The following is a 25,250-nucleotide window of genomic DNA, read 5'->3' as shown; positions in this document are numbered from 1 at the left end:
CCGGGTCAGACGACCGAGGCCAGCGCGGCCATGGCGTCGGCGAGCTGGGTGTCGGACAGGTACGGGGCCGGGCCGAAGCGGAGGTAGCGGCCCCGGCTGTCGGTCCGCACGCCGCGCCCGGCCAGCGCCGCGCACAGGCCTGCCGCGTCGGCGCACTCCAGCGCCAGGAACCCGCCGAACGCCTCCCTCGGCGCCGACCGGTCCCTGGTGACCACCTCCGGCGGCAGGTCCAGCTCGTCGAAGTGCCGCGCCAGCAACGTCGTCTGCCGCAACGAGATCTCCCGCAGCCGCGACGCCGTCAGGCCCTGCTCGGCGAAGAACCGGGCCACCCGGGCGGCCCGGTAGTGACTGGTCGGGTCGTAGGTCGCCCCGGCGAACCGGTCGCCGCCACGGGCGTAGCCGACCCGGCCGGACGCCTCCCCGTCCAGCGAACCGAACTCGGCGAACCACCCGGTGATCACCGGCCGCAGCGCCTGCGCGTGCGCGGGCAGCCGCAGGAAGCAGTTGCCCTCCCCGTACTGCAGGTACTTGTACCCGCCGCCGAGCACCCACGCCTGCCCCAGCCCCTCGCCGGGAACGGAGAACGGCGCCACGCCGAGCGCGTGATAGGCGTCGACGACCAGCTCCGCACCGTGCCGCGTGCAGGCCGCGGCCAGCTCGGCCAGCCCGCCGACGATCCGCGACGTCGCGAACAGCACCTTCGACACCAGCACCGCGCAGGTCCGGTCGTCGGTCTGCTCGGCGAGCCGGGCAGCGAGCGTGTCCGCGGGCGCCGAGGGCACCCAGACCACCTCGACGCCCTCCTCGGCGAGCCTGGTCAGCTGCCTGCGCAGGGTGTGGAACTCCCCGTCGGTGGTGACCAGCCGCGGCCGGTGCCGCAGGTCCAGTGCGGACAGCAGCCGCAGCACCAGGTCGTGGGTGCTGCCGCCCAGCGCGATGTCGGCGTCCGGGTCGTCGAGCCAGCCCCGTACGGCGGCCCGCACCTCGTCGGCCTTCGCCGCGGCTCGTGCCCACTTTCCGTCCACATCGGACGCCGCGTCGTCGAACGCCGCCAGCTGGCCCTCGACGGCGACGTCCGGCCACGCCTGGTGCGAGTGCCCGGTCAGCAGCAGCCGCTCGGCGACCCGGAACCGGGTGTAGTGCGCGGCGAGCGGGTTCACAGCTTACTCCTCACGGCCCACAGGTCCGGGAACATCGGCGTGAACAACGTCCCGCGCAGGTAGTGCGCGCCCGACGACCCGCCGGTGCCGGTCTTGTCGCCGATGGTCCGCTCGACCATCTTCACGTGCCGGTAGCGCCATTCCTGCAGCCCCTCGTCCAGATCCACCAGCAGTTCGGCCACCGACGCCGCGCCGCCGTCGTCGGCGTACACCCGCAGCAGCACCTCCTGCCTGCTCGCCGACGGCTCCAGCGGGGCACTCACGTCCGCCCGCGCCAGATCGCCGTAGCCGAGCTTGCCCAGGAATGCCAGGAACGAGTCGAAGATCGACGGCCGGGCCAGCGCCGCGGCGATCCGGTCCCGGTCGCCGCCTTCCGGGTAGTGGTCCAGCACCCGGGTATCCCGCCTGCCCAGCGCCGCCTCCAGCTCGCGGAACTGCGCGGACTGGAAGCCGCTGGACGCGTCCAGCCGCGACCGGAACCCGGTGAACTGGCTGGGCGTCATGGTCTCCAGGACGTCGATCTGCGCCACCACAACCTTCAGCACGGTCAGGATGCGGCGCAACGTGCGGATGGCGTGCGGGATCTCGCCCGCCTCCAGCCGCCGCTGCAGCTCGACGACCTCGTGCAGGATCTGCTTGAACCACAGCTCGTAGACCTGGTGGATGACGATGAACAGCAGCTCGTCGTGCTCGTCGGAACGGGGCCGTTGCGCGCCGAGGACCTCGTCCAGCGCCAGATACGAGCTGTAGGTCAGTGCGGCGGAATGGTCAGGCATGGGTCACCTCGTCGAAGTGGCGTTGCGCGGCCGGGGCCAGCGCGGGGTACAGGTCGTGGAACAGCCGCACCGCCTCGGCCCGCCGCGGCGGTGCGGGTACCAGCTCCTCGGGCAGTTCCGGGTCCTGGGTGAGGAACTGCCGGTAGCCGTGCACCAGCCGGGTCCGCAGCGCGAACGCCGCTGCCGGATTCTCCGGCACGGGCCGGGTGAACGTGTCGGCGAACGCGGCGTACCGCTCGGCCAGCCGGTCCAGGTCCCAGGCGCGGGCGGCGAACGCCCGCACGTCCAGTGACGCCGCCGGCCTGCCCAGCAGCACGCCGGCGTGGTCGGTGACGTCGAGTTCCCGCAGCAGTTCGGCGACCTGGGCTTCCCGGTCGTGCGCGGCCAGCCAGGTGGCGTCCTGCACCGAGCCGAAGCCCAGGAACCGCAGCCTGCGCACCAGCCGTTCCCGCTCCAGCCTGCGGTCGTGCGGGATGGCGTGCCACAGCACCGTCCACTCCCCCGCCGTCCGGCCGCGGCCGAGGCCGGCCAGCCGCTCGTCGCCCTCGGCGAGCACGTCCACCGTGCGCTTGGTGAGCGCGTAGTGCACCTGCCGCCCGCGGCGGACCCGCTCCAGCAGGCCGCGCCGGGCCAGCCGGGCCAGCGCGATGCGGGCGGCGCCCTCGGAGAAACCCAGCTCGGCGAGCAGCGCGACCAGCCCGCCCGACCACACCATCTGACCGCGACGGTCATGCAGGTAGCTGCCGAGCAGGGTCAGCACCAGCTCCTGCGGCGCTGCCTCGAACGGTTCCACACCCTCGACTCTATACACCTCACCCCGCTCGGGTGTAGCTTCAGTTTCATGCGGGTAGGCATCGGACTGCCGAACACCATCCCGGGCACCCCGGGAACGCTTCTGACGACGTGGGCACGGCGGGCCGACGCGGGCCCGTTCTCCACCGCGGCCGTACTGGACCGATTGGTCTACGACAGCGTCGACCCGTTCGCCACGCTGTCCGCCGCCGCTGCCGTCACCGGGCGGATCGGCCTGGCGACGATGATCGCCATCGGGCCGCTGCGCCCGGCGGGCGTGCTGGCCAAGCAGGCCGACGCCGTGCACCGGCTGTCCGGCGGCCGGTTCACCCTGGGGCTCGGCATCGGTGCCCGCGGCGACGACTACACCGCGGCCGGGGCCGACCGCCGCACCCGCGGCGCGACGCTGTCCGACCAGCTCGCCCTGCTGCGCACCGAGGACACCCCGTACCCGGTGCTGTGCGGCGGAAGCAGCGGTGCCGCCTTCGCCAGGACGGCCCGCTACGCCGACGGCTACGCCCACGGCGGCGGCCCGCCCCGCGCGTTCGCCTCGGCGGTGACGCGGGTACGCGCGGCGTTCGCCGACCACGGCAGGCGCACCGCGCCACTGCTGTGGGGTCAGGGTTACTTCGCACTGTCCGAACCGGACTCCGGCAGCGACTACCTGCGCGACTACTACTCGTTCACCGGCCCGTTCGCGGACACCGTCGCGGCGGCCAACCTGACCAGCGCACGCGCGATCAAGGACTTCGTGCGCGGCTACGAGGACGAGGGCTGCGACGAGCTGATCCTGTTCCCCACCGTCGCCGACCCCGACGAGGTGGACCGCCTGGCCGAGGTGCTGGCGTGAAGGTCACCGTCCTCGGCGCCGGACCGGCCGGCCTGTACCTGGGAATCCTGCTGAAGAAGGCGGACCCGGCACACGAGGTGACCATCGTCGAGCGCAACGCGCCGGGCGCGACGTTCGGCTGGGGCGTGGTGTTCTCCGAGGAGACGCTCGGCTCGCTGCGCGACGCCGACAATCCGACCTACCTGGAGATCACCGACACCTTCGCCCGCTGGGATGCCGTCGACATCCGGTTTCGCGGGATCCTGCAACGCTGCCGTGGCCACGGGTTCTCCGCCATCGCCCGCCGCGAGCTGCTGGCCGTCCTGCAGCGCCGTTGCGGGCAGCTGGGCGTCACGCTCCGCTTCGAGACCGAAGTCGCCGACCCCGCCGAGCTGGCCGCCGACTGCGACCTGCTGGTCGGCGCCGACGGGGTGAACAGCGTGCTGCGGTCCGCCGCGGCGGAGGAGTTCGGCACCAGCGTGGAAACGGTGGGCTGCAAGTACATCTGGTACGGCACCGACCTGGTGCTGGACGCGTTCCGGTTCATCTTCACCGGCACCGAGCACGGCCTGGTGCAGGTGCACAGCTACCCGTTCGACGAGAACACCAGCACGTTCATCGTCGAATGTCCCGAACCGACCTGGCGTGCGCTGGGCCTGGACACCATGTCGGATGATGAGAGCATCTCGTTCTGCGAGGAGCTGTTCGCCGAGGACCTGGCCGGGCACCGGCTGATGTCGAACCGCTCGGCCTGGCTGGACTTCCCGCACATCCGCAACCGCAACTGGCACAGCGGGAACCGGGTCCTGCTCGGCGACGCCGCGCACACCGCGCACTTCTCCATCGGCTCGGGCACCAAGCTCGCCATGGAGGACGCCATCGCGCTGGCCGGTGCGCTGTCGCGGGGCGACGACCTCACCGCCGCACTGGTGCGCTACCAGGCCGAGCGGGCACCGGTCGTGGAACGCTTCCAGCAGGCCGCCGCCGACAGCGCCGCCTACTTCGCCCGCGTCCGGCACCACACCCACCTCGACCCCAGCGTGTTCGCCGTCAACCTGCTCACCCGCAGCGGGCGGATCAGCCACGGCAACCTGACCCTGCGCGACCCGCACTTCATGTCCGCCAGCGACGGCTCCTTCTCCGGCACCGGTCACCGGGTCCCCCCACCGCCCGCACTGGTGCCACTGAAGCTGGGACGGCTCACGGTGCCCAACCGGATCGCCGAATACGCCGAACCCGGCGTCCCCCTGTGGGTGCCCGCGAAATTCGGCGGCGGCCTGGTGTTCACCTCCCCGGTCGCCGTGACCGACCGGGGCCGGATCAACCCGGACACGCCGATGCTCGACCACCCGTGGAAGGCGGAGGTCGAGGCGGCACACAAGGCCGGCGCCGTGACCGGCATCCTGCTGACCCACGCCGGTGCCCGCGGCGCCACCAGGACACCCGAGCGCGGCATCGACATCCCGCTGCCCGCCGGGCAGAGCTGGCCGCTGGTGGCGGCCTCGGCCGTGCGCTACGCCCCGCGCGGGCAGGTGCCCGCCGAGCTGGACGCCGACGGGCTGGCCGAGATCCGCACGGCGTTCGCCACGGCCGCCGCGAAGGCCGCCAAGGCCGGATTCGACGTGCTGCAGCTGGACTGCGCGCAGGGCAGGCTGCTGGCCGGGTTCCTGTCCCCGCTGACCAACCGGCGCACCGACCGCTACGGCGGCAGCCCGGACAACCGGCTGCGGTTCCCGCTGGAGGTACTGGCCGCCTGCCGCGAGGCGTGGCCGAAGGACCGGCCGATCTCGGTGCGCCTCACCGTCGACGACTGGGCACCCGGCGGGATGACCGTCGACGACGGGGTCACGATCGCCAGGGCACTGTCGTTCGGCGGAGTGTCGCTGATCACCGTCACGGCGGGGCAGACGATCGCCGAGAGCAGGCCGGTCTACCGGCGCGGCTTCCTCACCGTGCTGTCCGACCGGATCCGCAGTGAGGCCAGGGTACCCACGATGGTCGGCGGGCACCTGACGACGGCGGACGACGTCAACACGGTCCTGGCCGCCGGGCGGGCCGACCTCTGCCAGCTGGATCCCTGATGACCGCCTTCGCCGAGCTGACCTCCCCGCAGGTCGCCGCCCTGCGCGACGGGCCGAGGACACCCGTGCTGCTGCTGCCGGTCGGCGCCGTCGAACCACACGGGCCGCACGCCCCGCTGGGCACCGATCCGCTGATCTCCGCGGGCATGTGCGAGCGCGCCGCCGCCCGGCTGGCCGACGACCCGGACGTTCACGTACTCGTGCTCCCGGCGGTGCCCTACGGCGTGACCCGCTGCGCGGCAGGCTTCCCCGGCGGGATCTCGGTCTCCGAGGACACCCTGCACGCGCTGCTCACCGACATCTGCCTGGCACTGACCGACCAGGGGCTGGAACGGATCGTGCTGGTGAACAACCACTTCGAGCCCGAACACGTCGCCACGCTGCGCCGGGTGGTGGGCACCGTCGCCGACGCGCGTGGTGTCACGCTGGGGCACCTGGACCTGGTCCGGCGCCGCAACGCCCAGCGGCTCACCGACGAGTTCCGCTCCGGCGCCTGCCACGCCGGCCGTTACGAGACGTCGCTGGTGCTGGCCGACCGGCCGGACCTGGTCGACACCGCGCTGCTGCCCACGTTGCCGCCGGTCCCGGTGAGCCTGCCCGCCGCGATGGCGGGCGGCGCCAGGGACTTCCGCGATCTGGGCATGCCCGACGCCTACTGCGGCGCGCCCGCCGAGGCGAGCGCCGCCGAGGGGGCGGCCACGTTCGACACGCTGACCACGATGCTCGTCGAGACGATCCGGGAGATGCGGTGAACCTGACGTCGTTCTTTCTCGACCGCAACCTCGAACTGGGCCGGGGCGAGCGGACCGCGCTGATCACCGGCGGGCGCGAGTGGACCTACCGCGAGCTGTCCGTGCTCGCCGACCGCATCGGCGCGGTGCTGCTCGAGCACGGCGTGCGGCGTGGTGACCGGGTGCTGCTGGCGCTGTCCGACGGCGTCGAGTTCGTCGCCTCCTGGTACGCCGCGCAGAAGATCGGCGCGGTCACCGCCGAGGTGTACACGTTTCTGACACCGAAGGACTACCGCTACTTCCTCGACTACACGCGGGCCCGGGCGGTCCTGGTGGACGCGACGACGCTCGGGCCGTTCCGCGAGGCGGGCGCGACCGGTCTGCTGGTCACCGGAACCGGCGACCTGCGGCCCGGCGAGCATCCACTGTGGACGCTGATCGAGCGTGCGCCGGACGGGCTGGCCGCGGCCGACGTCGCCGACGACGACGTGGCCGTCTGGAAGTTCACCACCGGCAGCACCGGAGCTCCCAAGGCGTGTGTGCACCCGGCCCGCAGCCCGCTGCGCAGCTTCGAGGCCTACGCCCGCGGTGTGCTGGACCTGCGGGCCGACGACGTCGTGCTGGGCGTGCCGAAGCTGTTCTTCGGCTACGCCCGTGACCTGGTGGCGATGTTCCCGTACGGCGTCGGCGCGGCCGGGATCGCGTTCGCCGAACGCACCACGCCCGAGTTGCTGTTCGAGCTGATCGCCGAGCACCGGCCGACGATCCTGGTCAACGTGCCGACGATGATGAGCGCCATGCTGGCCCACCCGTCGGCACGCGAGCAGGACCTGAGCTGCCTGCGGCTGTGCACGTCGGCCGGTGAGGCGCTGCCCGCGGAGCTGCACCGCAAGTGGGACGAGACGTTCGGCGTCGAGGTGGTCGACGGCATCGGCTCGTCGGAGGCCTACCACATCTACCTGTCCAACCGGCCCGGCGACGTGCGCCGCGGCAGCCTGGGCACGCCGGTGCCGGGCTACACCGCGCGGGTCGTCGACGAGTCCGGCGCCGAACTGCCCGCCGGTGGGATCGGCACGCTGGAGGTCAGCGGCCCGACGATCGCGCGGGAGTACCACGGCGACCCGGAGAAGTCGGCGGCCACGTTCGCCGGGAACACGCTGCGCTCGGCCGACCTGTTCAGCCGCGACGCCGACGGCCGGTTCTCCCACCGTGGCCGCGCCGACGACCTGCTGAAGGTGGGCGGGATCTGGGTCGCGCCCAGCGAGATCGAGCACGTGCTGATCGGGCATCCCGACGTCGTCGAGTGCGCGGTACTCGGCGTAGAGACCGGTGGTCTGATAGTGCCGCACGCGTACGTGGTGCTGCGGACGGGGTCCACAGTGGACGCCGGGGACGTGCTGGCGTACGCCATGGAGCGGCTGGCCGGGCACAAGCGGCCGCGGGAGGTCCACCTGCTCGGCGAACTACCGAAGACGGCCAACGGCAAGCTGGACCGGCGGGCGCTGCGGAGCCGGTCGTGAGCAGGCTGGTGGTGGTGACCGGCGGTACCCGGGGCATCGGGGCCGCGATCGCGGCGCGGTTCCTGGCGGCGGGCGACCGGGTGCTGGCTGTCGGCAGGGCCGACTGCGACGTCACCGACGAGGCCGCCGTCGCCGGGTTCTTCGCCGCCGCGGGCCCGGTGGACGTCCTGGTGAACAACGCCGGGATCTCCACCAGCGCACCGCTGGCGCGCACCACGCTGGCCGACTGGCATTCCCAGCACGACGTCAACGCCACCGGTGCGTTCCTGTGCACCCGGGCGGTGCTGGCCGGTATGCGGGAACGCGGCAGCGGGCGGATCGTCACGGTCGCGTCGACGGCCGGGCGGGTCGGCTACCGCTACACCGGCGGCTACACCGCCGCCAAGCACGCGGCCGTCGGCCTGATGCGGGCGGTGGCCGCCGAGGTGGCGGGCACCGGGGTCACCGCCAACGCCGTGTGCCCGGCGTTCGTGCGGACCGACATGACCGCGGAGTCGGTGGCCCGCATCGCCGAGACCACCGGCCGCGACCCGGCGGCGGCCGAGGCCGCGCTGGCGTCGGCGTCCCCGCTGGGGCGGCTGCTGGAACCCGACGAGGTGGCGTACGCGGTCGCCTTCCTCGCGGCGCCGGAGGCCGCGGCGATCAACGGTCAGACACTCGTCCTCGACGGAGGTGGCATCCAGACATGAGCCCGTTCCGCGCCTCACCGGGCCTGACCCAGCAGTGGGAGCACTTCGACTTCGCCGTCGGCGACGGCGTGGCCACGGTGACGTTCACCCGCCCGGACAAGCTCAACGCGCTCACCTTCGACGTCTACGCCGACCTGCGGGATCTGCTGGCCGAGCTGCCGCACCGCGGCGACGCGCGGGTGCTGGTGCTCACCGGGCGGGGCCGCGGGTTCTGCTCGGGCGGCGACGTCGAGGAGATCATCGGCGAGCTGCGGAAGATGGACGTCACCCAGCTGCTGGAGTTCACCAGGATGACCGGCGCGGTGGTGAAGGCCATGCGGGAGTGCCCGCTGCCGATCGTCGCCGGGATCAACGGCGTGGCCGCCGGGGCCGGTTCGGTGCTGGCGCTGGCCGCCGACTTCCGGCTGCTGGCCGCGTCGGCGAAGTTCGCGTTCCTGTTCACGAAGGTGGGCCTGGCCGGTGCCGACATGGGGTCGGCGTACCTGCTGCCGCGGCTGGTCGGCCTGGGCAGGGCAACCGAACTGCTGATGCTGGGCGACAAGCTGGACGCGCAGCGGGCCGAGCGGATCGGGCTGGCGTCCTCGGTGGTGCCCGACGAGGAGCTGCCTGCGGCCGTCGGCGCGCTGGCGCGGCGGCTGGCCGACGGCCCGGCGCAGGCGTACTCGGCGACCAAGGTGCTGCTGACCAGGGAGCTGGACATGGACCTCGGCTCGGCCGTCGAGCTGGAGGCCATCACCCAGGCGCTGCTGATGAACACCGAGGACCACAAGGAGTTCTACCGGGCCTGGACGGCGGGAAGGAGTCCACAGTGGACGGGCAGGTGACCCCGCACCGGGTGGTGACGGCGCCCGGGCTGGCCGAGCCAGTCGGGTTCGCGCACGCCGTCGTCCCGGCTGCCGGGACCACGGTGTACCTGGGCGGGCAGACCGCGCAGGGCGCCGACGGGGCGATCGTCGGCACCACGCTGGCCGAGCAGTTCGACGTCGCCGCCGGCAACGTCGTCACCGCGCTGGCCGCGTGCGGCGGTTCGCCGGAGCACCTGGTGTCGCTGGTGATCTACACCAGCGCGATGGCCGAGTACCGCGCGTCGCTCAGGGAGCTGGCGCCGCTGTACCGCAAGCATTTCGGCCGTCACTACCCGGCGATCGCGTTGCTCGGTGTCGCCGAGCTGTTCGACCCCGAGGCCAAGGTGGAACTGCTCGGCACGGCGGTGGTGCCGTGATGGAATTGGCCGAGGTCGAGGCGGTGGCGGTCGAGCTGACCGCGCTGGCGAGCGAGTCGCCCGGGGTGAACCGGCCGCTGCTGCGGGCGCTGGCCGGCCGTGGCCTGCTGCCCGCGTTGTTCGACGGATCGGTGTCGGCGCGGCGGTTGTGTGTACTGCGGGAAGGCCTGGCCCGGCACTGCACGGAGGCCGAGACGGCGCTGGCGCTGCAGGGTCTGGGGGCGCATCCGCTGCTGTCCGGCGGCCCGGATGTCGTCAACACCTGGATACCGGCGGTCGCCGGGGGCGAGGCGGTGGCGGCGTTCGCGCTCACCGAGCCCGGTGCCGGGTCCGACGTCGCGTCGCTGGCCCTGTCCGCCGAACGTGCCGAGGGCGGTTTCCTGCTGTCCGGCGAGAAGTCCTACATCTCCAACGCGCCCGAGGCCGATGTGTACTCGGTGTTCGCCCGCACCACCCCGGACGCGGGCGCCAAGGGCATCACCGGGTTCTGCGTGCCAGGGGACGCGCCCGGCCTGTCCGGCGAGCACATCGACATGCTGGCGCCGCACCCGATCGGCAGGCTGCGGTTCGACCGGGTGTTCGTGCCGGCCGAGGCGGTGCTGGGCGAGGTGGACGGCGGCATGCGGGTGGCGATGGGGACGCTGAACCTGTTCCGCCCCAGCGTCGGCGCGTTCGCCGTCGGGATGGGGCACGCGGCACTGACCGCGGCGGTCGAGCACGTCCGCTCGCGGGAGGCGTTCGGCAGGCGGCTGGCCGACTTCCAGGCCGTGTCGCACCAGCTGGCGGAGGTGGCCACCCGGCTGCGGGCGGCCCGGCTGCTGGTGCACGAGGCCGCCACGGCCTACGACGCCGGCAGCGACGAGGTGGCCTCGCTGGCCGCCATGGCGAAGCTGTTCGCCACCGAGACCGCGCAGCTGGCCGTGGACACGGCCGTCCAGGTGCACGGTGCCCGGGCGCTGGAACGCGGTCACCTGCTCGAACACCTGTACCGCGAGGTGCGTGCCCCGCGGATCTACGAGGGGGCGTCGGAGGTGCAGCGGGAGATCGTCGCCCGGCACCTGTTGCGCTGAACGGGTTAACATGTCTGATATATGAAGTAAAAGATCTGATCTTCTGTTGACCCTCAACCGTCTACGCGGGTAATCCTGTCTGTGCAAGCGCTTTCAGAGCGCGACGCCGACGGCGGCGACACCCCCGCCGTCCCCGGGACGGCCGGGATGTCGACGGGCGGCGGATCGGCATCCCGGCCTTCGGGCCCAGCTACGGACATCCACGCGCTTCTCATTGCCGCACGAGGTCCGGATGGTGAGTGTCGTGCTCGGGAATGCGAAACTCGCGCACGCGACGACAGAGCTGGTCTCGCGGTCTGGACCCGGCGTGCCACGCAGTGGGACCCGCAGGCGGGAACCGACAACTCGCGGGTCCGGAACGGTCGACTCGCGGGTCGCCACCTGGCCCTGCCGCAGGTCCCCCTGGCGTGAGGTGGGTTCACGGACTGGGTCGCCGGGTCCGGATGGTGAGTGTCGTGTTCAGGAACGTGAATGACGTGTTCAGGAACGCGAAACTCGCATTCCTGAACGACAGGGCCGCGCGAGCGGCCCGTTCGGCCAGACGAGGACAGGACTGGTCTCACGATCCAGAACCGGGGTGCCGGATCGTGGGACCAGGCAAGCGGGAACGTACAACTCGCGCGTCAGAACGTACGACTCGCGCGAACGAGCCGTTCACGCGGGCGACCGGCACCACGTGAGAACCCGCTCCACATCGTGAGTTCTGCACTCACGCACGCGAGTTCTGCATTCCAGCCCGCGAGTTCCACGCTCGAGACCGCCCCACCTGGCCCTGCCGCGCCGTCCGCCCGGCCGCGTCAGCGCAGGGCGGGCATGATCTCGTCGTGGATCAGCCGCAGCTGCTCCGCCATGGTGGCCACGCCGTCGAGTTCCACCCCGGAGAACGCCTTGACCAGCGCGGCGTCGGTGATGGCGAAGATCAGGTGGTTCACCCCGGCCGGGACGATCTGCGTGCGCAGCTTCGCCAGGCACTCCTCGGGCGTGCCAGCGACCGACAGGCGGTCGGCCAGCTCCGGCGGGGTCAGCTCGTAGGCCCGGTCCACCCTGCCCTCGCCCACCGCGGCGATGATGCCGGTCAGCTCCGCCGGGTCGACGTCGTTGCGTTCCAGCTGTTCGGCGGGCATCGACGAGGCGTAGAGCCCGACCATCGCGCGGGCCGCGTTCTTGGCCGCGGCCGAGTCGCGGCCGACGGCGAACACGATCCACGCGCCGAGGTCGAGCGTGGCGGCGTCGCGGCCGGCACGCCGGGCGCCGATGCCGACGTTGTCCACCATGTACTCGTAGGCCCGCCGGGTGTAGCTCAGCGCGTGGTGCACACCGTCGGAGATCTCACCGGCCACCTGGAACGAGCGCGGCCCGCGCATGGCACCGAGCTTCACCGGCACCCGCGGCTGCACCGGCCGGGCGAACGTGAACAGGCCCTGGTAGCGGTGGAACTCGCCGTCGTGGGTGATCGCGCCCTCGTCCAGCATGGTGCGCACGACGTGGTGCGCCTCGACAACGCGGCTCAGCGGCTTGGTGCGGGCCCAGTCGATCCCGTACTGGGCCAGCAGCCCGAAGTTGCCCGAGCCGAGCACGCACTCGGCACGCCCGCCGGTCAGCTCGTCGAGGGTCGCGGTGGCCTGCGCGATCATGGTCGGCTCGCGCAGCGTCACGGCGGACAGGCTGGGGCCGAACCGGATCCGGCTGGTGCGCGCGGCGGCCGCGGCGAAGAGCAACCAGAGGTCCTTGTGCCAGGTCTCGTCGGCGGCGTAGCAGGCGTGAAAGCCCAGCTGGTCGGCGAGTTCGATCGACGCGAGCGTCTCATCGACCGGGTAGTTGGGCAGCATGACGAAGCTGAACCTCATGATCCTCCCTCAGATCAGTCCACAAAGGACTCTGGGCCGCACTCCCGGAACGATCGTCCCCGAGCGCGATCGGCGAATCCAGGGTTGACCCGCGGGCGGGGTACGAATGTCCCAGTGCGCTGGGCCGGACGCCGGAACCGGCGGATCAGCCGGCCGGCGGCCGTACCGCGTCGCCGGCAATGGCCCCGCTGCGCCGGTGCGGGCGCAGCAGGGCCAGTACCGCCAGCCCCACACTGACGACGAGTGCTCCGGCCACCAGCGGCAGGGAACTGCCCGCCAGCGGCGGCCACAGCAGGCACACCAGCGCGACGACACCGTAGGCGAGGGCACCGACGTTGACCGGGAACGCCCAGCGCCCCAGCGAGAAACCCCCGGCGGGACGCCAGCCCCGCACCCTGGCGCGCAACGCGGCCAGCACGACCGTCTGCACCCCGAGGTAGATCCCGAGGACTGCGAACGCGCCGATGGCGGCCATCGTGCCTGGGAAGATCCGGCTGATGTAGACCAGCAGCACGGGCACGGCACCGGCCACGACCAGCGCGGGTGCCGGCACTGCGCGGGCCACCGAGACGGTGGCCAGCAGACGGCTGCCGGGCAGCATGCCGTCGCGGGCGGCGGAGAACAGCAGCCTGCCCGCCGCGGCCTGCAACCCGATGATGCCGGACAGGAAGCACAGCAAGACGATCCCGAGCGCGGCCCGGCCGCCCGCCGGGCCGAGCGCGCCGTACAGCACCTGCGTGAGCGGGCCGGTTCCGGAGCCGTGCGCGCCGGGGCCGGGCGCGGTCATCATCAGCACCACGCACACGTAGGTCGACAGCACGCCGCCGACGACGACCGCCAGCCACAGCGCCCTGGGCACCCGGCGCGCCGGATCGGCGACCTCCTCGGCCACGCTGCCCGCGGCCTCGAACCCGGAGAACTGGAACACGCCGAACAGCCCGGCGCCGACGACCAGCGCCACCGCGGCGCTCTTCGGATCGAACAGCACCGACAGGTCCCGGTGCCGCTGGGACAGCAGAACCCAGGTGCCCACCACGAGGATGCCGGCGACCTCCACGACCAGCCCGGCCGTCACGGCGACGCCCAATGCCCGCGTCCCGGCGAGGTTGACCGCGGTGGCGACGGCGACCAGCACCACCGCGCACCCCACGCCACTGTCGACCGACGGCTCGAACCCGACGACGGTGGCGAGGTAGGGGCCCGCGCCGTAGCCCAGCCCGGCGATCATGCCGAGCATGGCGAACCCGTAGACCCACGCGGCCAGCCACGCCGAGCGCCTGCCCCACAGCCTGCGCACCCAGGCGTACAGCCCGCCGGTCAGCGGAAACTGCGCCACCACCTCGCCGAGCACGAGCGCGACGAGCAGCTGGCCGACCGCCGCCACCACCAGGCCCCAGCCCAGCGGCAGGCCCAGCACGACACCAGGCGGGCTGGTGAACAACGCGTAGGCGGTGATGACCGGGGACATGCAGCTGTACGCGAGCGCGAACGTGGCGACCGGGCCGAGCCTGCGCCGGAGTTCGGGGCGGTACCCCAGGCGGAGCAACCAGGCCGCGTCGCCGGTGGCCGGACCAGCCACCGGCCGGCGGGTGAAGGCCGTCCCCATCATGTCCCCGCGCTCCGTCGACATCCGAGAACGATCCCGAACCGGGACCGCGGACTCTCTGGATAAAACATATGACTTCATAGTTCAATCGGCAAGAGCGTGCCGGAGCGCGGGACTACGCTGTCTCCCACGCAAAGCGGAAGGGAGCCCGTGGTGAGTGCAGACACGGTGTCGGGGGCGGCCCGGCACGTCGTGTTCGCCCCGCTCACCGAGGGCGGCCGGGTGGACGAGGTGGTCCGCCGGATCAGCGAGGCCGTCGCGCTCGGCCTGCTCGCCGACGGCGAGCAACTGCCCAGCGAGACCGAGCTGGCCAACACCCTGCACGTGTCGACGGTGTCGCTGCGGGAGGCGCTGGTGGCACTGCGCCAGCGCGGGCTGGTGGAGACGCGGCGCGGGCGCAGCGGCGGCAGCTTCGTCAGGGCCCCGGTCGACGCCACGGTGCCGCGGCTGCGCAAGCTGCTGGCCGAGTTCAGCGTCCACGAGCTGCGCGAGATCGGCGACCAGCACGTCGCCGTCGCCGGCACGGCGGCACGGCTGGCCGCCGAACGCGCGTCCCGCGATCACTTGGAACGGCTGGCTTCCCTGGTCGACCAGCTCGCGGAGGCGAAGACGGCAGGCGACCGCCGCCGGGCCGACGGGCGCTTCCACATCGAGACCGCGGCCGCCGCCCAGTCGACGCGGCTGACCCGGCAGGAGATCGATCTGCAGGGCGAGATCGGGGAACTGCTGTGGATCCCGTTCGGGGAGGCCGTCGGGCTGGAGGAGACGGTGCGTCAGCACCGGGAGATCCTCGACGCCATCGCCGACGCGGACGGCACGCGCGCGCGGGCGCTGACCGAGGCGCACGTGGAGAAGGGCATCGCCAGATTGCTGGAGTTCCGCTTACACCTTTCCGCCCGGTAACGCACCAGTGTCCTGCACCGGAAGTCCGGTGCACAAGTCGGCGAGTCCAGGTTTCCGCTGGCAAGGCGCCGGTTCGCCCTCGTACTGGACCGTACTCGGGCGGACCGGCAACGCCGCCAGCGGGAAGCTGGGCCGGCGAATTGTTCAGCGGATTTCCGGTGCGGGACACTAGGCTGTCCGCAGGACCAGCGAACGACGGCGGGGGTGAACGTGGTCGGCGTATCGGACCTCGGTGTGAGCGCGGCGGCCGCCAAGGTGGACGCGGTCCTCACCGACATCTTCGCCGGCGCCGCGACCGTCGCCGGGCAGGTCGAGGACCTGCTGGCCGCCCACGGCAGCGAGCTGACCACCGGGGAGCTGGCCTCGATCCGGCCCACCCTGCTGGAACACCTCGCGCACGGCAGGCCCGCGCTCGCCGGAACCGGCGTCATCGCCGCGCCCGGTGTCCTGGCCGACCAGCCGCGCTGGCTGGAGTGGTGGCGCACCCTGCCCGGGTCGAACCAGCCCACCCAGCTCAGCGTCGACCTCGATCCGCACAACGTCACCGGCTACGAGTACACCGCCGCCGAGTGGTTCGACACGCCGCGGCGCACCGGGCAGCGGGTGGTCGTCGGGCCGTACGTCGACTACGCCGGCACCGACGAGTACCTGCTCACCTTCGCCGTGCCGATCCGGTCGGGCGAGACGTTCGCCGGGGTCGCGGCGGCCGACGTGCGGGCCGCCGAGTTCGCCGAGACCATGCTGCCGTTGCTGGAGAACGTCGGCAGGAACGTGGCGCTGGTCAACGTGTTCGGCCGCGTCATCGCGTCGACCTCGCCGGGCGCGCTGCTGGGTTCGCTGGCTCCCGCCGGCCGTCCGGCCGAGGTGGTACCAGACCGGCAGTGCTGGAACGGGTACGCCGGGCTGCCGTGGTCGCTGGTCCGGCTGTAGGGCAGAGTGCGCGTTCGTGACGGTGCTGGTTCTGGGTGGACGTAGTGAGATCGGGATCGAGGTCGCGCGGCGGCTGGTGGCCGAGGGCGCGCGCCGGGTGGTGCTGGCCGCGCGGCGCAGCGGCGAGCTCGCCGACGAGACGGCCGCCCTGCGCGAGGCCGGCGCGACCGAGGTGCACGCGGTCGAGTTCGACGCCGACGACCTGAGCACGCACCGGGAACTGCTGCGCGAGGTGGCCCGTGAGCACGGTCCGCTGGAGGTCGTCGTGCTCGCCTTCGGCGTGCTGGGCGACCAGCGGCGTGCCGAGACCGACGCCGAGCACGCCGTCGCGATCGTGCACACCGACTACGTCGCGCAGATCAGCGTGCTCACCCACCTCACCACGCTGCTGCGGGAGCAGGGCAGCGGCACGATGGTGGTGTTCTCGTCGGTGGCCGGGGCGCGGGTCCGTCGTGCCAACTACGTCTACGGGTCGGCCAAGGCGGGGCTGGACGGCTTCGCCAGCGGCCTCGCCGACGCGCTGGCCGGCGAACGCGACATCCGGCTGCTGCTGGTCCGGCCCGGTTTCGTCATCGGCAGGATGACCGAGGGCATGAGCCCGGCGCCGTTCTCCAGCACCCCGGCGCAGGTCGCCGCCGCGACGGTGGCCGCGCTGCGCAAGGGACGCGGCGAGGTCTGGGTTCCGGGCATCCTGCGGCCGGTCTTCGCACTGCTGCGGCACGCGCCGCGAGCGCTGTGGCGCCGCATGCCGCGCTGACACGCTTCCGGACCGCGTGCCACAGTGGGCGGGTGACGGCACAGACGCTGATCGTGATGCGGCACGCCAAGTCGGCGTGGCCGGACGGGGTGGCCGACCTGGAACGGCCACTGAACGACCGGGGACGGCGGGACGCCCCCGCGGCCGGGCGGTGGCTGCGTGAGTCGGGGCTGGTCCCCGACCACGTGCTGTGCTCCCCCGCGCTGCGGACCCGGCAGACCCTGGCGCTGACCGGCGCCGAATGGGAGACCATGCCACCGGTCATCGAGGACGACCGGCTCTACGGCGAGTCGCTGCCGGGGATGCTCGCCGCCGTCCGCACGGCCCCGCCCACGGCCCGTACCGTCCTGCTGGTCGGGCACAACCCCGACGTCACGACGCTGGTGGTCGCACTGGCCGGCGAGCCGGTGAGCTTCCGGACCGCGACGCTGGCGGTGCTGGACTCGACGGCGGGCTGGGCCGCGGCCGACTCCGGCTGGGGCGCCCTGCGGACCGCGCACACCGCCCGAGGGTGACGACGTTCGGCCGATTCGCCGGGGCCGTCCGGCTGTTAGCTTTTCCTGGCACGTTCCCGTGCTGGGGGAAGCCGGTCGAAATCCGGCGCTGACCCGCAACCGTAGGCCCCCGCACGGGGGCGAGCCGGAATGCCCACCGGGGACGGGCTCCGCACAACGCGCCGTGGACTGCGCCTGGGGCCTGGGCGCGTCCGAGCTGGCTGCTGCCCGGGGACCATGCCGTCCCCAGCAGAAAGGTCATCCCGTGTCCCCCTTCCCTCGCGTCCGGAAGAGATCCGGACTCCTCGCACTCGCCGCCGCGATCGGGCTGAGCGGTGTGCTCACCCCGGCAGCCGCCGCGGAAGCCGCCACGCCGGCCGGTTACGGCGCCGGCTACCTGGCCGGGCGTCTCACCGCGGGCGGCGGGCAGCTCGGCACGCCCGAGCAGCCCGACGTCACCAACACCGCCTACGCCGTGCTGGCCCTGCATTCGGCAGGCGTCGGCAGGGCGGCCTCGGCCGACGCCGTGCGGTTCCTGGCCGCGCAGGCAGGCGGCCTGGACGACAACCCGGGCAGGATCGGCTACGTGATCCTCGCGGCCGTGGCCGCGGGCAAGGACCCGCGCCGGTTCGGCGGGACCGACCTGGTCGCCAGGCTGACCGCGACGCAGCAGCCCAGCGGTCTGTTCGGTGCCGCGGCGCCGACCTTCGACGGGGCGTTCCGGCAAGGCATCGCGCTGACCGCGCTCAAAGCCGCCCGCGTGCCCCGTTCCGATGCCGCCGTCTCCCGCGGCCTGGCCTGGCTGACCGCCCAGCAGTGCGCGAACGGCCTGTGGCAGGCCTACCGCGCCGACACCGCCGTCGCCTGCCCGGAGGCCGACCCGGCCACGTTCCGCGGCCCGGACACCAACAGCACCGGCATGGCGACGCAGGCACTGGCCGCCTACGGCGAGCGCCCGGGCAGGCAGCGGACGCTCGCGTCGCTGGAGGCGGTCCGCGCCGCCGACGGCGGATTCGGGTTCCTCGCCGCCCCCGGCCAGAGCTCCGACCCGAACTCGACCGCGCTGACCATCCAGGCACTGCTCGCCTACGGCGGCACGCCGGGACGCGCCGTCGCCGCACTGACCGGTTTCCAGCTCGGCTGCACCGACCCGGCCGAGCACCGTGGCGCGTTCTTCTACCCGGGCAGCCGCGCCCCGAACGTCATCGCCACCGTGCAGGCCGTGCCCGCGCTGGCCGGGCGGACGCTGCCGCTGGCGCCGTCGGTCCCGGCCACCCGGGTGCCAGTGCCCGACTGTTCGGCCCCGCAGACCGTCGCCGCGCGGGCGGGCACGCCCGGGCCGTGTGCCGGGACCAGCGGGGTCACGGTGACCGTGGACTTCGCCGCGTTCGGCGGCACGCAGGAGACCCGGTGCGCCGCGGGCAGCCAGGCCAACGGCGTGACGGCGCTGCGCAACGCCGGATTCACCCCGGAGGGCACCGCCCGCTGGGGGCTGGCGTTCGTCTGCCGGATCGACAGCAAGCCGGGCCCGGCGCAGGACCCGTGCGTGGACACGCCGCCCGCCAACGCCTACTGGGCGTACTACCACGCCAACCAGGGCGCGACGACGTGGACGTACAGCAGCCAGGGCGCCTCGACCTACGTGCCGCCGCTGGGCAGCATCGAGGCCTGGGCGTTCGGCAACAGCGCGACGCCGACGAAGACCCCGGCCCAGGTGCGCGCGGGCGGCTGACGGCTCAGAGCACGTGAAGGCCACCTTCATTACGTGAGACGTGGTGAAGGTGGCCTTCACGTGCTTTGGGGACACTCCCGGTGGAATCGGACAGTGGGTACCCCGGATTCGACTCCCCCAGACGTGTGAGTAAAGTCCGCGTTCGCTGAGCGCGCGTAACCCACGGTGGGGGATTGATGACCCGTTTCGCTCGACCGGTTGCCGTTTTTCACGCGTGTGACGCTGCTGGACCCGATGGGGGCGTGAACGCTGTCCACCCTTCGGCTGAGATGCCACACCGAAGAAGGAGAACCATGGCACGAGCTCGATTGGTCCGGGCGGCCACCGCGGCCGCAGGTACCGCGCTGGCGCTGGCACTGACGACCGCCGTCCCGGCCGTCGCCGACGACGCCGTCACCGGCAATGTCCACCCGACGGGCGGCCCGGAAGGCGTCAAGGTCAAGATCGATGGCAAGGGCGAGCTGTTCACCCGGCTCATCCCGCTGACCCTCGACGACAAGGGCAAGACCAAGCTGCACACCTACTGCGTCGAGATCGACACCCGGGTCAGCGAGACCCACACTGCCATGCGCGAGGTCGGCTGGGACAAGTACCCGGTGGCGGAATCCCCGTTCCACAAGAACCGCGGCAAGATCAACTGGGTCCTGCAGAACAGCTACCCGACGGTGAAGCTCGACGCACTGGCCAAGAAGGCCGGTCTCGCCGACGGCGCACTCGCCGAGAACGAGGCCATCGGCGCCACCCAGGCCGCGGTCTGGTCGTTCAGCGACAACGGCAAGATCAACGAGGCCGATCCCACTCCGAAGAACAAGGACTCGAAGGACGACGTCCTCGCCGTCTACAAGTACCTGACGACCAACGCCAAGGAGCTGTCCGAGCCCACCCCGGCGCTCGAGCTCAAGCCGAAGTCGCTGACCGGCACCGCGGGCAAGAAGATCGGCCCGTTCAAGCTCGCCACCACCGCGGAGAAGCTGGAGCTGACCGCGAAGCTGCCCGAGGGCGTCAAGCTGGTCGACGCCAAGGGCAAGGAGCTCAAGGGTGAGGGCCTGAAGAACGAGGCCGAGATCTACGTCGACGTCCCGGCCGGCACGGCGGCGGGCGACATCACCATCGAGCTGAAGGGCCAGGGCAGCCTGCACCTGGGCCGCCTGTTCATCGGCAAGAAGTACCACGAGAACCCGACCCAGTCGCTGATCGTCGCCAAGTCGGAGACCAGCGAGCTGTCGGCGAAGGCCACCGCCAAGTGGGCCGCCGCGGGTGGTCCGAGCACCACGCCGAGCGTCCCGGTGAAGATCCCCGCCGGTGACGGCGAGCAGATCGCGGCAGCCGCTAACCAGGGCCCGGGCGCTCTGCCGTTCGCCCTCGGTGGCGGCGCGGTGCTGCTGCTGGGCGCCGGCGCGGTCGTGCTGGTCCGCCGCCGCAACCTGGCCCCGGTGAAGGACGACAGCCAGAGCTGATCCTCCCCCGCACCAAAGCACGTGAAGGCCACCTTCATTACGTCTGACGTGGTGAAGGTGGCCTTCACGTGTCCTGACGTAAACGGGACACCAGGAAGTAGTCGAAGGCGGCCGTGACCGGCGGGTGGGCGCCGCCGTGGGCGACCAGCCCGATGCGCGGGGCCGGGCCGGGGTCGAACGTCCAGGTGCCGCCCCACGTCCACGTCCGGCCGTCGCGGCTGCTGCCCCCGCGCACCAGGTGCCGCCCGGTGCCCGGCTCCAGCCGGTACGCCAGCCGCAGCCACACGACGTCGGCGGCGGTGCCCGCCGGCATCCCGCCGAACGCCTGCCGCCCGGCGAACGGCAGTTCCCGCACGTACTCCACCTGCCGCGTGCCGCCGATGGCGACGTGGGTGAGCCGGGCGAAGTCGTCGTCACCGCGGTAGGCGATCAGCCCGGCCTGCTGGTGATCACGCTCCCCTGCCGCGCCGAGATCCAGCCGCAGCCGGGTCTCGACGACGTAGCCGCCCCGGGGCGCGTCCCGCAGCAGCACGCTCGCGCCGCCACCCGGCCCGGCCAGGTCACCGTCGGCGACCGGCCAGAACAGCCGCCCGTGCACCGGCACCGCCTGCGGCTCACGCACCCACGACCAGCCGGGCTTCGGGCCGTCGAAGTCGTCGGAGTGCTCCCGCAGCGAACGCCCCGGCACGGGAACGGGGTCTGCGCGGTGCCGCCGGGTGGCGGCGGGCGCGGCCGACAGGTTGTCCAGCTCCACGGTGCCGGTCGCGTGCACGCCCGCCGTGCCCGGTCCCCAGGCGACGGCCTCGACCTCGGCCACCGGATCACCCAGCCGGGCCGCGGTCAGCCACGCCGTGACCCGGCCGGCGTGCTGCCGCACGGACAGCGTGTGCCAGGTGTCCGGCCGCCACCCCGGCGGCAGGCGGACCTCCCGGTGCCCGGCCCGCAGCGTCCCCGCCGCCTCGACGGTCACCACCGCCCCGCCGGGCAGCACGATGCCCGCGCTGCCCTCCGGGCCGGGAAACCGCAGGTCCACCTCGGCATAGGCCCCGTGCGGCAGCGGGTAGGGCACCAGGCCGGGGCCCGGGCCGTCGTGCCGCAGCAGGCCACCGGAGTCGGGGTCGGCTCCGGGCAGCACCCGCCAGCCGCCGGGCAGCCGGGCCTGCCGGTCGAACCGCTCGCTCACCTCCGGAGCCGCGGGCGGGCGCCGCCACCCCTGCGACGCACCGCCCCGCACGACTGGCCAGCCGTCCACCCAGTCCAGCCGGTCGAGCAGCATGGGCCGCTCGTTCACGCCGTAGGGCTCGTCCAGGTACGGGTCGTCGCGGGAGATCGCGTGGTAGACCAGCCAGTCCTGGCCCGCCGCGTCGACGGCGATCGAGTTGTGGCCGGTGCCCAGCCAGAAGTTGCCATTCGGCTGCACCACCGGGGTGCCGCCCGGCCGCGGGCCCAGCAGTGGAGTGCCGTCGGCGTCGGTGAACGGGCCGGCCGGCTCGCGGGAGCGGCCGACCAGGACGCTGTACCCGGTCGCCGGGCCTGCGCAGCAGTTGCCGGAGGAGGCGAACAGGTAGAACCAGCCGTCGCGCGCCACGACGTAGGCACCCTCGAACCGCCGCCCGCTCGCCACCGGTACCGCGGGGCCTGCCGTCCGCAGGGCGTCGGCCGACAGCGGCACCACCCACAGCCCGCCGTGGTAGGAGCCGTAGTACAGCCAGCGGCGACCGGACCGGTCGTTCACCATGGCCGGGTCGAAGGTCCAGTGGTAGCTGCCCGCGCCGTCCGGTCGCGGCGCCACGACCGGGCCGCCGCTGTCGGTCCACGGGCCGACCGGGGTCGGCGCGGTCGCCACGCCGATCGCCGAGTCCAGGCCGGGGTGGGCGAGCGTGTCGGTGACGGTGAAGTAGAGCAGGTAACGGCCGTCGGCGTAGCGGATGTCCGGCGCCCACAGCCCGGCGCTGGGCGCCGCCCAGTCCGGCACGGCGGCGAAGGCGTCGCCGATGTGCTGCCATCGCACCAGATCCGCCGAGCGCAGGACCGGCAGCAGGTGCCTGCGGAACTCGCCCTCGCGCAGCGGGTCGGTGGTGCCGAAGGCGTACCAGAAACCGTCCTTGCCCTGGATCACCGCCGGGTCGGCGAACGTGTCCACCCCGGCGGAGGCACTGACCGGGTTGGCGTAGCCGTGCGAGTCCTGCGCGTGCCCGGCCGGAACCGGCAGCAGCAGCACGGCCGACAGCAGCAGCACGAGCGCACGTGTCATCGCCAGTCCCTTCGAACCCGCGGCACCTGACCGTGCGCGTCGTCCAGCATGCCCGGGCACGCCGGCGGGGCGCGACGGCCAACCGGTTAGGCTCGCGGATCGTGAGACGCAGGACCGTTCCCCCGCTGCCGCAGCGGCACGGGCTCGACCCGGCGCGGCTGCGGATGCCGGCCGAGGGCCCGTGGGCGACCCTGCGCGACCACCTGGTCGACCGGCTGCCGAAGGTGGCGCCGGAGCGGATCGACCGGATGCTGGCCGACGGCGAGATCGTCGACCTGAACGGCCCGGTGCCCGCCGACGCGCCGTTCGTGCCGGAGTCGGTGATCTGGTTCCACCGCGACCTGCCCGACGAGGTGCCGGTGCCGTTCGACATCGGCATCGTGCACCGCGACGACGACATCCTCGTCGTCGACAAACCACACTTCCTGGCCACCATCCCGCGGGGCAGCCACGTGCTGGAGACCGCGCTGGTGCGGCTGCGGCACCGGCTGGGCCTGCCGCGGCTGAGCCCGGCGCACCGGCTGGACCGGGTCACCGCGGGCCTGGTGCTGTTCGTGATCCGGCCCGAGTTGCGCGGGGCGTACCAGACGATGTTCCGGGATCGCCTGGTGCACAAGGAATACGAGGCGATCGCCCGGTACGACCCCGGGCTGGAACTGCCCCGCACGGTACGCAGCCGGATCGTCAAGGACCGTGGTGTGCTGGCCGCCTACGAGACCGATGGCCCGCCCAACGCCGAAACCACCGTCGAACTGGCCGAGCACCGCGCCGGGCTCGGCCGGTACCGGCTGCTGCCGGCCACCGGCCGGACCCATCAGCTCCGCGTGCACATGGCCGGGCTGGGCGTGCCCATCCTCGGCGACACGTTCTACCCCCGGCTCACCGAGACGGCCCTGGACGACTTCCGCAGGCCGCTGCAGCTGCTGGCCAGGGTGCTGGAGTTCACCGACCCGGTCAGCGGGCGGCGCAGGCGGTTCACCAGCGCCGCGACGCTCACGTCCTGGACCGACTACGAGGCCTGGGCCGGTTAGCTCAGCGGGCCGACGTCGGCCTTGGTCAGCGGCTTGCGGGCCACCGTGCCGCCGAACTCGTCCGCGCCGGTGTCCGGCCTGCCGGTACGGGCGTGCGGGTCGAAGTCGACGGTGACGTACGGGTAGCTGCCCGCCGAGGCGTCGATGGCGGGGCTGCCGGCGGACAGCCGCTGCAGGCCGGCCGCGTCGCGGACCAGCTTCGGGTCGACCGAGCGGTAGCCGCCCGGCGGGATGCTGCCCGCGCTGCCGCCCCAGACGATGTTGCCCTCGTAGCGGACGGTGGAGCCGCCGACCATGTCGACCAGCTTGCTGGAGCTGCCCTGGATGATGTTGTTGGCGAGCACGCAGTCCTTCGGCTTGAACTCGCCGCCGTCGCTGTCGACCACCGCGCCGGTGCCCAGCAGCGTGTTGAACGCGACCGTGACGCGGTCGGGCCGGTCGTGCAGCTTGCTGTCCGGTCCGCTGTCGGCCTCCTTGCCGGAGCCGAACACGATGGCCCGGTCACCGGAGTTCGCCACGTAGTTGTTGACGACGCGGTGGTCGTTGCCGTGGAACCGGATGCCCGAGCCGAGCAGGATGTTGCCGTCGACCAGGGTGCGGTGGCCGTGCCGCAGCACCAGGTAGCCGCGGCTGTCGCGGATGGTGTTGTGCCGCACCACGTTGTCCGACGACTTCACCGAGATGGCCTCGGAGTCGCCGTTCGCCTTCTCGAACAGGTTGTGCTCGATGACCGCGTTCGCCGACTTCGACTGTTTGTGGCTGTAGCCGAGCCGGATCGACTCACCGCCGTTGGTGCCGGAGAAGGTGTGGTTGAAGAAGTAGTTGTGGTGCACCCGGGTGCGTTTGGCGATGTCGCTGCCGGGCCCGGACACCTGCAGGAACACACCCTCGCTGCTGCGGTCGGCGAACGTGTTGCGGTCGATCTCGGCGTCGTCGCCGTTGACGGTGAGCCAGTTGCCGGAACCGGCGAGCCGGAAGGTGTTGCGGGTGATCCGCACACGCGTCGCCTCGGCCGGAATGGACATGGTCGCGCTGTGCCGCAGCACGAAGCCCTCGACGACGACCCCGCTCACCGAACCGCTGAAGGTGAAGCCGGCCGAGCCGCGGATCTCGGCGCGGCCGACGTTGTCGGCGGCCACGGTGACACCGGAGCGGCGGATGGTGATGGCCTTGCTCGCCGTGTAGGTGCCATCGGCGAGCTCGATCCGGTCGCCCGGATTGGCGCGGTCGAGTGCGGTCTGCAGGGCCGCGAGGCTGGTCACCCTGACGACGGCTTCGGGTTCGGCGACGGCGGGCGGGGCGAGGAGGAGGCCGGCGGCCAGCACCGCGAGAACGGGCGTTGTGTTCACTGCCAACTCTTTTCACGTAG

Annotated in this window: 22 protein-coding genes and 1 riboswitch; of the genes, 15 read left to right on the top strand and 7 right to left on the bottom strand. The window is 72.7% G+C overall.

Features of this window, described 5'->3' with window-relative positions; genetic code table 11:
• Positions 1–5: 5 nt before the first annotated feature.
• The 3 genes from EWH70_RS28470 to EWH70_RS28460 are packed head-to-tail and all read right to left on the bottom strand — an operon-like array spanning position 6 to position 2,729.
• A complete protein-coding gene (locus tag EWH70_RS28470) occupies positions 6–1,160 on the bottom strand; it encodes an aminotransferase class V-fold PLP-dependent enzyme (RefSeq protein ID WP_130478608.1) in 1,155 nt (384 codons plus the stop codon).
• A complete protein-coding gene (locus EWH70_RS28465) occupies positions 1,157–1,936 on the bottom strand; it encodes a tryptophan 2,3-dioxygenase (protein ID WP_130478607.1) in 780 nt (259 codons plus the stop codon). The genes EWH70_RS28470 and EWH70_RS28465 overlap by 4 nt, the downstream gene beginning before the upstream one ends.
• Positions 1,929–2,729 carry a PaaX family transcriptional regulator gene (locus tag EWH70_RS28460; protein ID WP_240687282.1) on the bottom strand — a complete coding sequence of 267 codons (801 nt, stop codon included), beginning with the start codon at positions 2,727–2,729 and terminating at the stop codon, positions 1,929–1,931. The genes EWH70_RS28465 and EWH70_RS28460 overlap by 8 nt, the downstream gene beginning before the upstream one ends.
• 48 nt (positions 2,730–2,777) lie before the next feature.
• Here EWH70_RS28460 and EWH70_RS28455 point away from each other — a divergent pair, with 48 nt between their 5' ends.
• The 8 genes from EWH70_RS28455 to EWH70_RS28420 are packed head-to-tail and all read left to right on the top strand — an operon-like array spanning position 2,778 to position 10,870.
• A complete protein-coding gene (locus tag EWH70_RS28455) occupies positions 2,778–3,578 on the top strand; it encodes an LLM class flavin-dependent oxidoreductase (protein WP_130478606.1) in 801 nt (266 codons plus the stop codon).
• Positions 3,575–5,638: an oxidoreductase gene (locus EWH70_RS28450; protein ID WP_130478605.1), complete on the top strand. Its 2,064-nt coding sequence runs from the start codon at positions 3,575–3,577 to the stop codon at positions 5,636–5,638. Before EWH70_RS28455 ends, EWH70_RS28450 begins: the two co-directional genes overlap by 4 nt.
• Positions 5,638–6,390 (top strand): creatininase family protein, encoded by a 753-nt coding sequence (locus tag EWH70_RS28445; protein ID WP_130478604.1) that lies wholly within the window; start codon positions 5,638–5,640, stop codon positions 6,388–6,390. The genes EWH70_RS28450 and EWH70_RS28445 overlap by 1 nt, the downstream gene beginning before the upstream one ends.
• Positions 6,387–7,889, top strand: coding sequence for a benzoate-CoA ligase family protein (locus tag EWH70_RS28440; protein ID WP_130478603.1), 1,503 nt, complete (start codon positions 6,387–6,389; stop codon positions 7,887–7,889). The genes EWH70_RS28445 and EWH70_RS28440 overlap by 4 nt, the downstream gene beginning before the upstream one ends.
• On the top strand, positions 7,886–8,578 hold the full coding sequence (locus EWH70_RS28435; protein ID WP_130478602.1) for an SDR family NAD(P)-dependent oxidoreductase: 693 nt from the start codon (positions 7,886–7,888) through the stop codon (positions 8,576–8,578). Before EWH70_RS28440 ends, EWH70_RS28435 begins: the two co-directional genes overlap by 4 nt.
• Positions 8,575–9,402, top strand: a complete 828-nt coding sequence (locus EWH70_RS28430) for an enoyl-CoA hydratase family protein (protein ID WP_130478601.1) — start codon at positions 8,575–8,577, stop codon at positions 9,400–9,402. Before EWH70_RS28435 ends, EWH70_RS28430 begins: the two co-directional genes overlap by 4 nt.
• The gene (locus tag EWH70_RS28425) at positions 9,387–9,800 is read left to right on the top strand and encodes a RidA family protein (RefSeq protein WP_130478600.1); all 414 of its coding nucleotides are present in this window, start codon (positions 9,387–9,389) and stop codon (positions 9,798–9,800) included. The genes EWH70_RS28430 and EWH70_RS28425 overlap by 16 nt, the downstream gene beginning before the upstream one ends.
• The gene (locus EWH70_RS28420; RefSeq protein ID WP_130478599.1) at positions 9,800–10,870 is read left to right on the top strand and encodes an acyl-CoA dehydrogenase family protein; all 1,071 of its coding nucleotides are present in this window, start codon (positions 9,800–9,802) and stop codon (positions 10,868–10,870) included. The genes EWH70_RS28425 and EWH70_RS28420 overlap by 1 nt, the downstream gene beginning before the upstream one ends.
• A 797-nt stretch (positions 10,871–11,667) precedes the next feature.
• On the opposite strand, the gene EWH70_RS28415 is transcribed toward EWH70_RS28420, so the two are convergent.
• Entirely contained in the window at positions 11,668–12,717 is a 1,050-nt protein-coding gene (locus EWH70_RS28415; protein WP_130478598.1) for an LLM class flavin-dependent oxidoreductase, read from the bottom strand.
• A gap of 145 nt (positions 12,718–12,862) precedes the next feature.
• Positions 12,863–14,347, bottom strand: coding sequence for an APC family permease (locus EWH70_RS28410; protein WP_165436454.1), 1,485 nt, complete (start codon positions 14,345–14,347; stop codon positions 12,863–12,865).
• Positions 14,348–14,476: 129 nt separating this feature from the next.
• Here EWH70_RS28410 and EWH70_RS28405 point away from each other — a divergent pair, with 129 nt between their 5' ends.
• The 6 genes from EWH70_RS28405 (at position 14,477) to EWH70_RS28380 (ending at position 20,596) form a co-directional block, all read left to right on the top strand.
• Entirely contained in the window at positions 14,477–15,226 is a 750-nt protein-coding gene (locus EWH70_RS28405) for a FadR/GntR family transcriptional regulator (RefSeq protein ID WP_240687281.1), read from the top strand.
• Positions 15,227–15,436: 210 nt separating this feature from the next.
• The gene (locus EWH70_RS28400) at positions 15,437–16,156 is read left to right on the top strand and encodes a cache domain-containing protein (RefSeq protein WP_130478596.1); all 720 of its coding nucleotides are present in this window, start codon (positions 15,437–15,439) and stop codon (positions 16,154–16,156) included.
• A gap of 22 nt (positions 16,157–16,178) precedes the next feature.
• Positions 16,179–16,913: a decaprenylphospho-beta-D-erythro-pentofuranosid-2-ulose 2-reductase gene (locus EWH70_RS28395; RefSeq protein WP_130478699.1), complete on the top strand. Its 735-nt coding sequence runs from the start codon at positions 16,179–16,181 to the stop codon at positions 16,911–16,913.
• 32 nt (positions 16,914–16,945) lie between these two features.
• Positions 16,946–17,428, top strand: a complete 483-nt coding sequence (locus EWH70_RS28390) for a SixA phosphatase family protein (protein WP_240687280.1) — start codon at positions 16,946–16,948, stop codon at positions 17,426–17,428.
• A 29-nt stretch (positions 17,429–17,457) separates the two neighbouring features.
• Positions 17,458–17,583, top strand: a riboswitch (cobalamin riboswitch).
• Between the two features lie 89 nt (positions 17,584–17,672).
• Positions 17,673–19,139 carry a prenyltransferase/squalene oxidase repeat-containing protein gene (locus EWH70_RS35975; RefSeq protein ID WP_205669293.1) on the top strand — a complete coding sequence of 489 codons (1,467 nt, stop codon included), beginning with the start codon at positions 17,673–17,675 and terminating at the stop codon, positions 19,137–19,139.
• Between the two features lie 293 nt (positions 19,140–19,432).
• Positions 19,433–20,596: a thioester domain-containing protein gene (locus EWH70_RS28380; protein ID WP_165436453.1), complete on the top strand. Its 1,164-nt coding sequence runs from the start codon at positions 19,433–19,435 to the stop codon at positions 20,594–20,596.
• 64 nt (positions 20,597–20,660) lie between these two features.
• On the opposite strand, the gene EWH70_RS28375 is transcribed toward EWH70_RS28380, so the two are convergent.
• Entirely contained in the window at positions 20,661–22,850 is a 2,190-nt protein-coding gene (locus tag EWH70_RS28375) for a family 43 glycosylhydrolase (RefSeq protein ID WP_130478594.1), read from the bottom strand.
• 101 nt (positions 22,851–22,951) lie between these two features.
• Here EWH70_RS28375 and EWH70_RS28370 point away from each other — a divergent pair, with 101 nt between their 5' ends.
• Entirely contained in the window at positions 22,952–23,881 is a 930-nt protein-coding gene (locus EWH70_RS28370) for a pseudouridine synthase (protein ID WP_130478593.1), read from the top strand.
• Here EWH70_RS28370 and EWH70_RS28365 read toward each other — a convergent pair.
• A complete protein-coding gene (locus EWH70_RS28365; protein ID WP_240687279.1) occupies positions 23,878–25,230 on the bottom strand; it encodes a polysaccharide lyase 6 family protein in 1,353 nt (450 codons plus the stop codon). The two genes, EWH70_RS28370 and EWH70_RS28365, sit on opposite strands and share 4 nt — an antisense overlap.
• Positions 25,231–25,250: the final 20 nt, after the last annotated feature.

It is taken from the genome of Amycolatopsis suaedae, from assembly GCF_004214935.1.
In the GTDB taxonomy this organism is placed as follows: domain Bacteria; phylum Actinomycetota; class Actinomycetes; order Mycobacteriales; family Pseudonocardiaceae; genus Amycolatopsis; species Amycolatopsis suaedae.
This window is presented reverse-complemented; position numbering and strand designations above follow the sequence as displayed.

Excerpts from the sequence above, each read along its gene's own strand:
- EWH70_RS28465 (WP_130478607.1), bottom strand. The coding sequence starts at position 1,936 with ATGCCTGACCATTCCGCCGCACTGACCTACAGCTCGTATCTGGCGCTG.
- EWH70_RS28455 (WP_130478606.1), top strand. The coding sequence starts at position 2,778 with ATGCGGGTAGGCATCGGACTGCCGAACACCATCCCGGGCACCCCGGGA.
- EWH70_RS28445 (WP_130478604.1), top strand. The coding sequence starts at position 5,638 with ATGACCGCCTTCGCCGAGCTGACCTCCCCGCAGGTCGCCGCCCTGCGC.
- EWH70_RS28430 (WP_130478601.1), top strand. The coding sequence starts at position 8,575 with ATGAGCCCGTTCCGCGCCTCACCGGGCCTGACCCAGCAGTGGGAGCAC.
- EWH70_RS28420 (WP_130478599.1), top strand. The coding sequence starts at position 9,800 with ATGGAATTGGCCGAGGTCGAGGCGGTGGCGGTCGAGCTGACCGCGCTG.
- EWH70_RS28415 (WP_130478598.1), bottom strand. The coding sequence starts at position 12,717 with ATGAGGTTCAGCTTCGTCATGCTGCCCAACTACCCGGTCGATGAGACG.
- EWH70_RS28410 (WP_165436454.1), bottom strand. The coding sequence starts at position 14,347 with ATGTCGACGGAGCGCGGGGACATGATGGGGACGGCCTTCACCCGCCGG.
- EWH70_RS28380 (WP_165436453.1), top strand. The coding sequence starts at position 19,433 with ATGGCACGAGCTCGATTGGTCCGGGCGGCCACCGCGGCCGCAGGTACC.
- EWH70_RS28375 (WP_130478594.1), bottom strand. The coding sequence starts at position 22,850 with ATGACACGTGCGCTCGTGCTGCTGCTGTCGGCCGTGCTGCTGCTGCCG.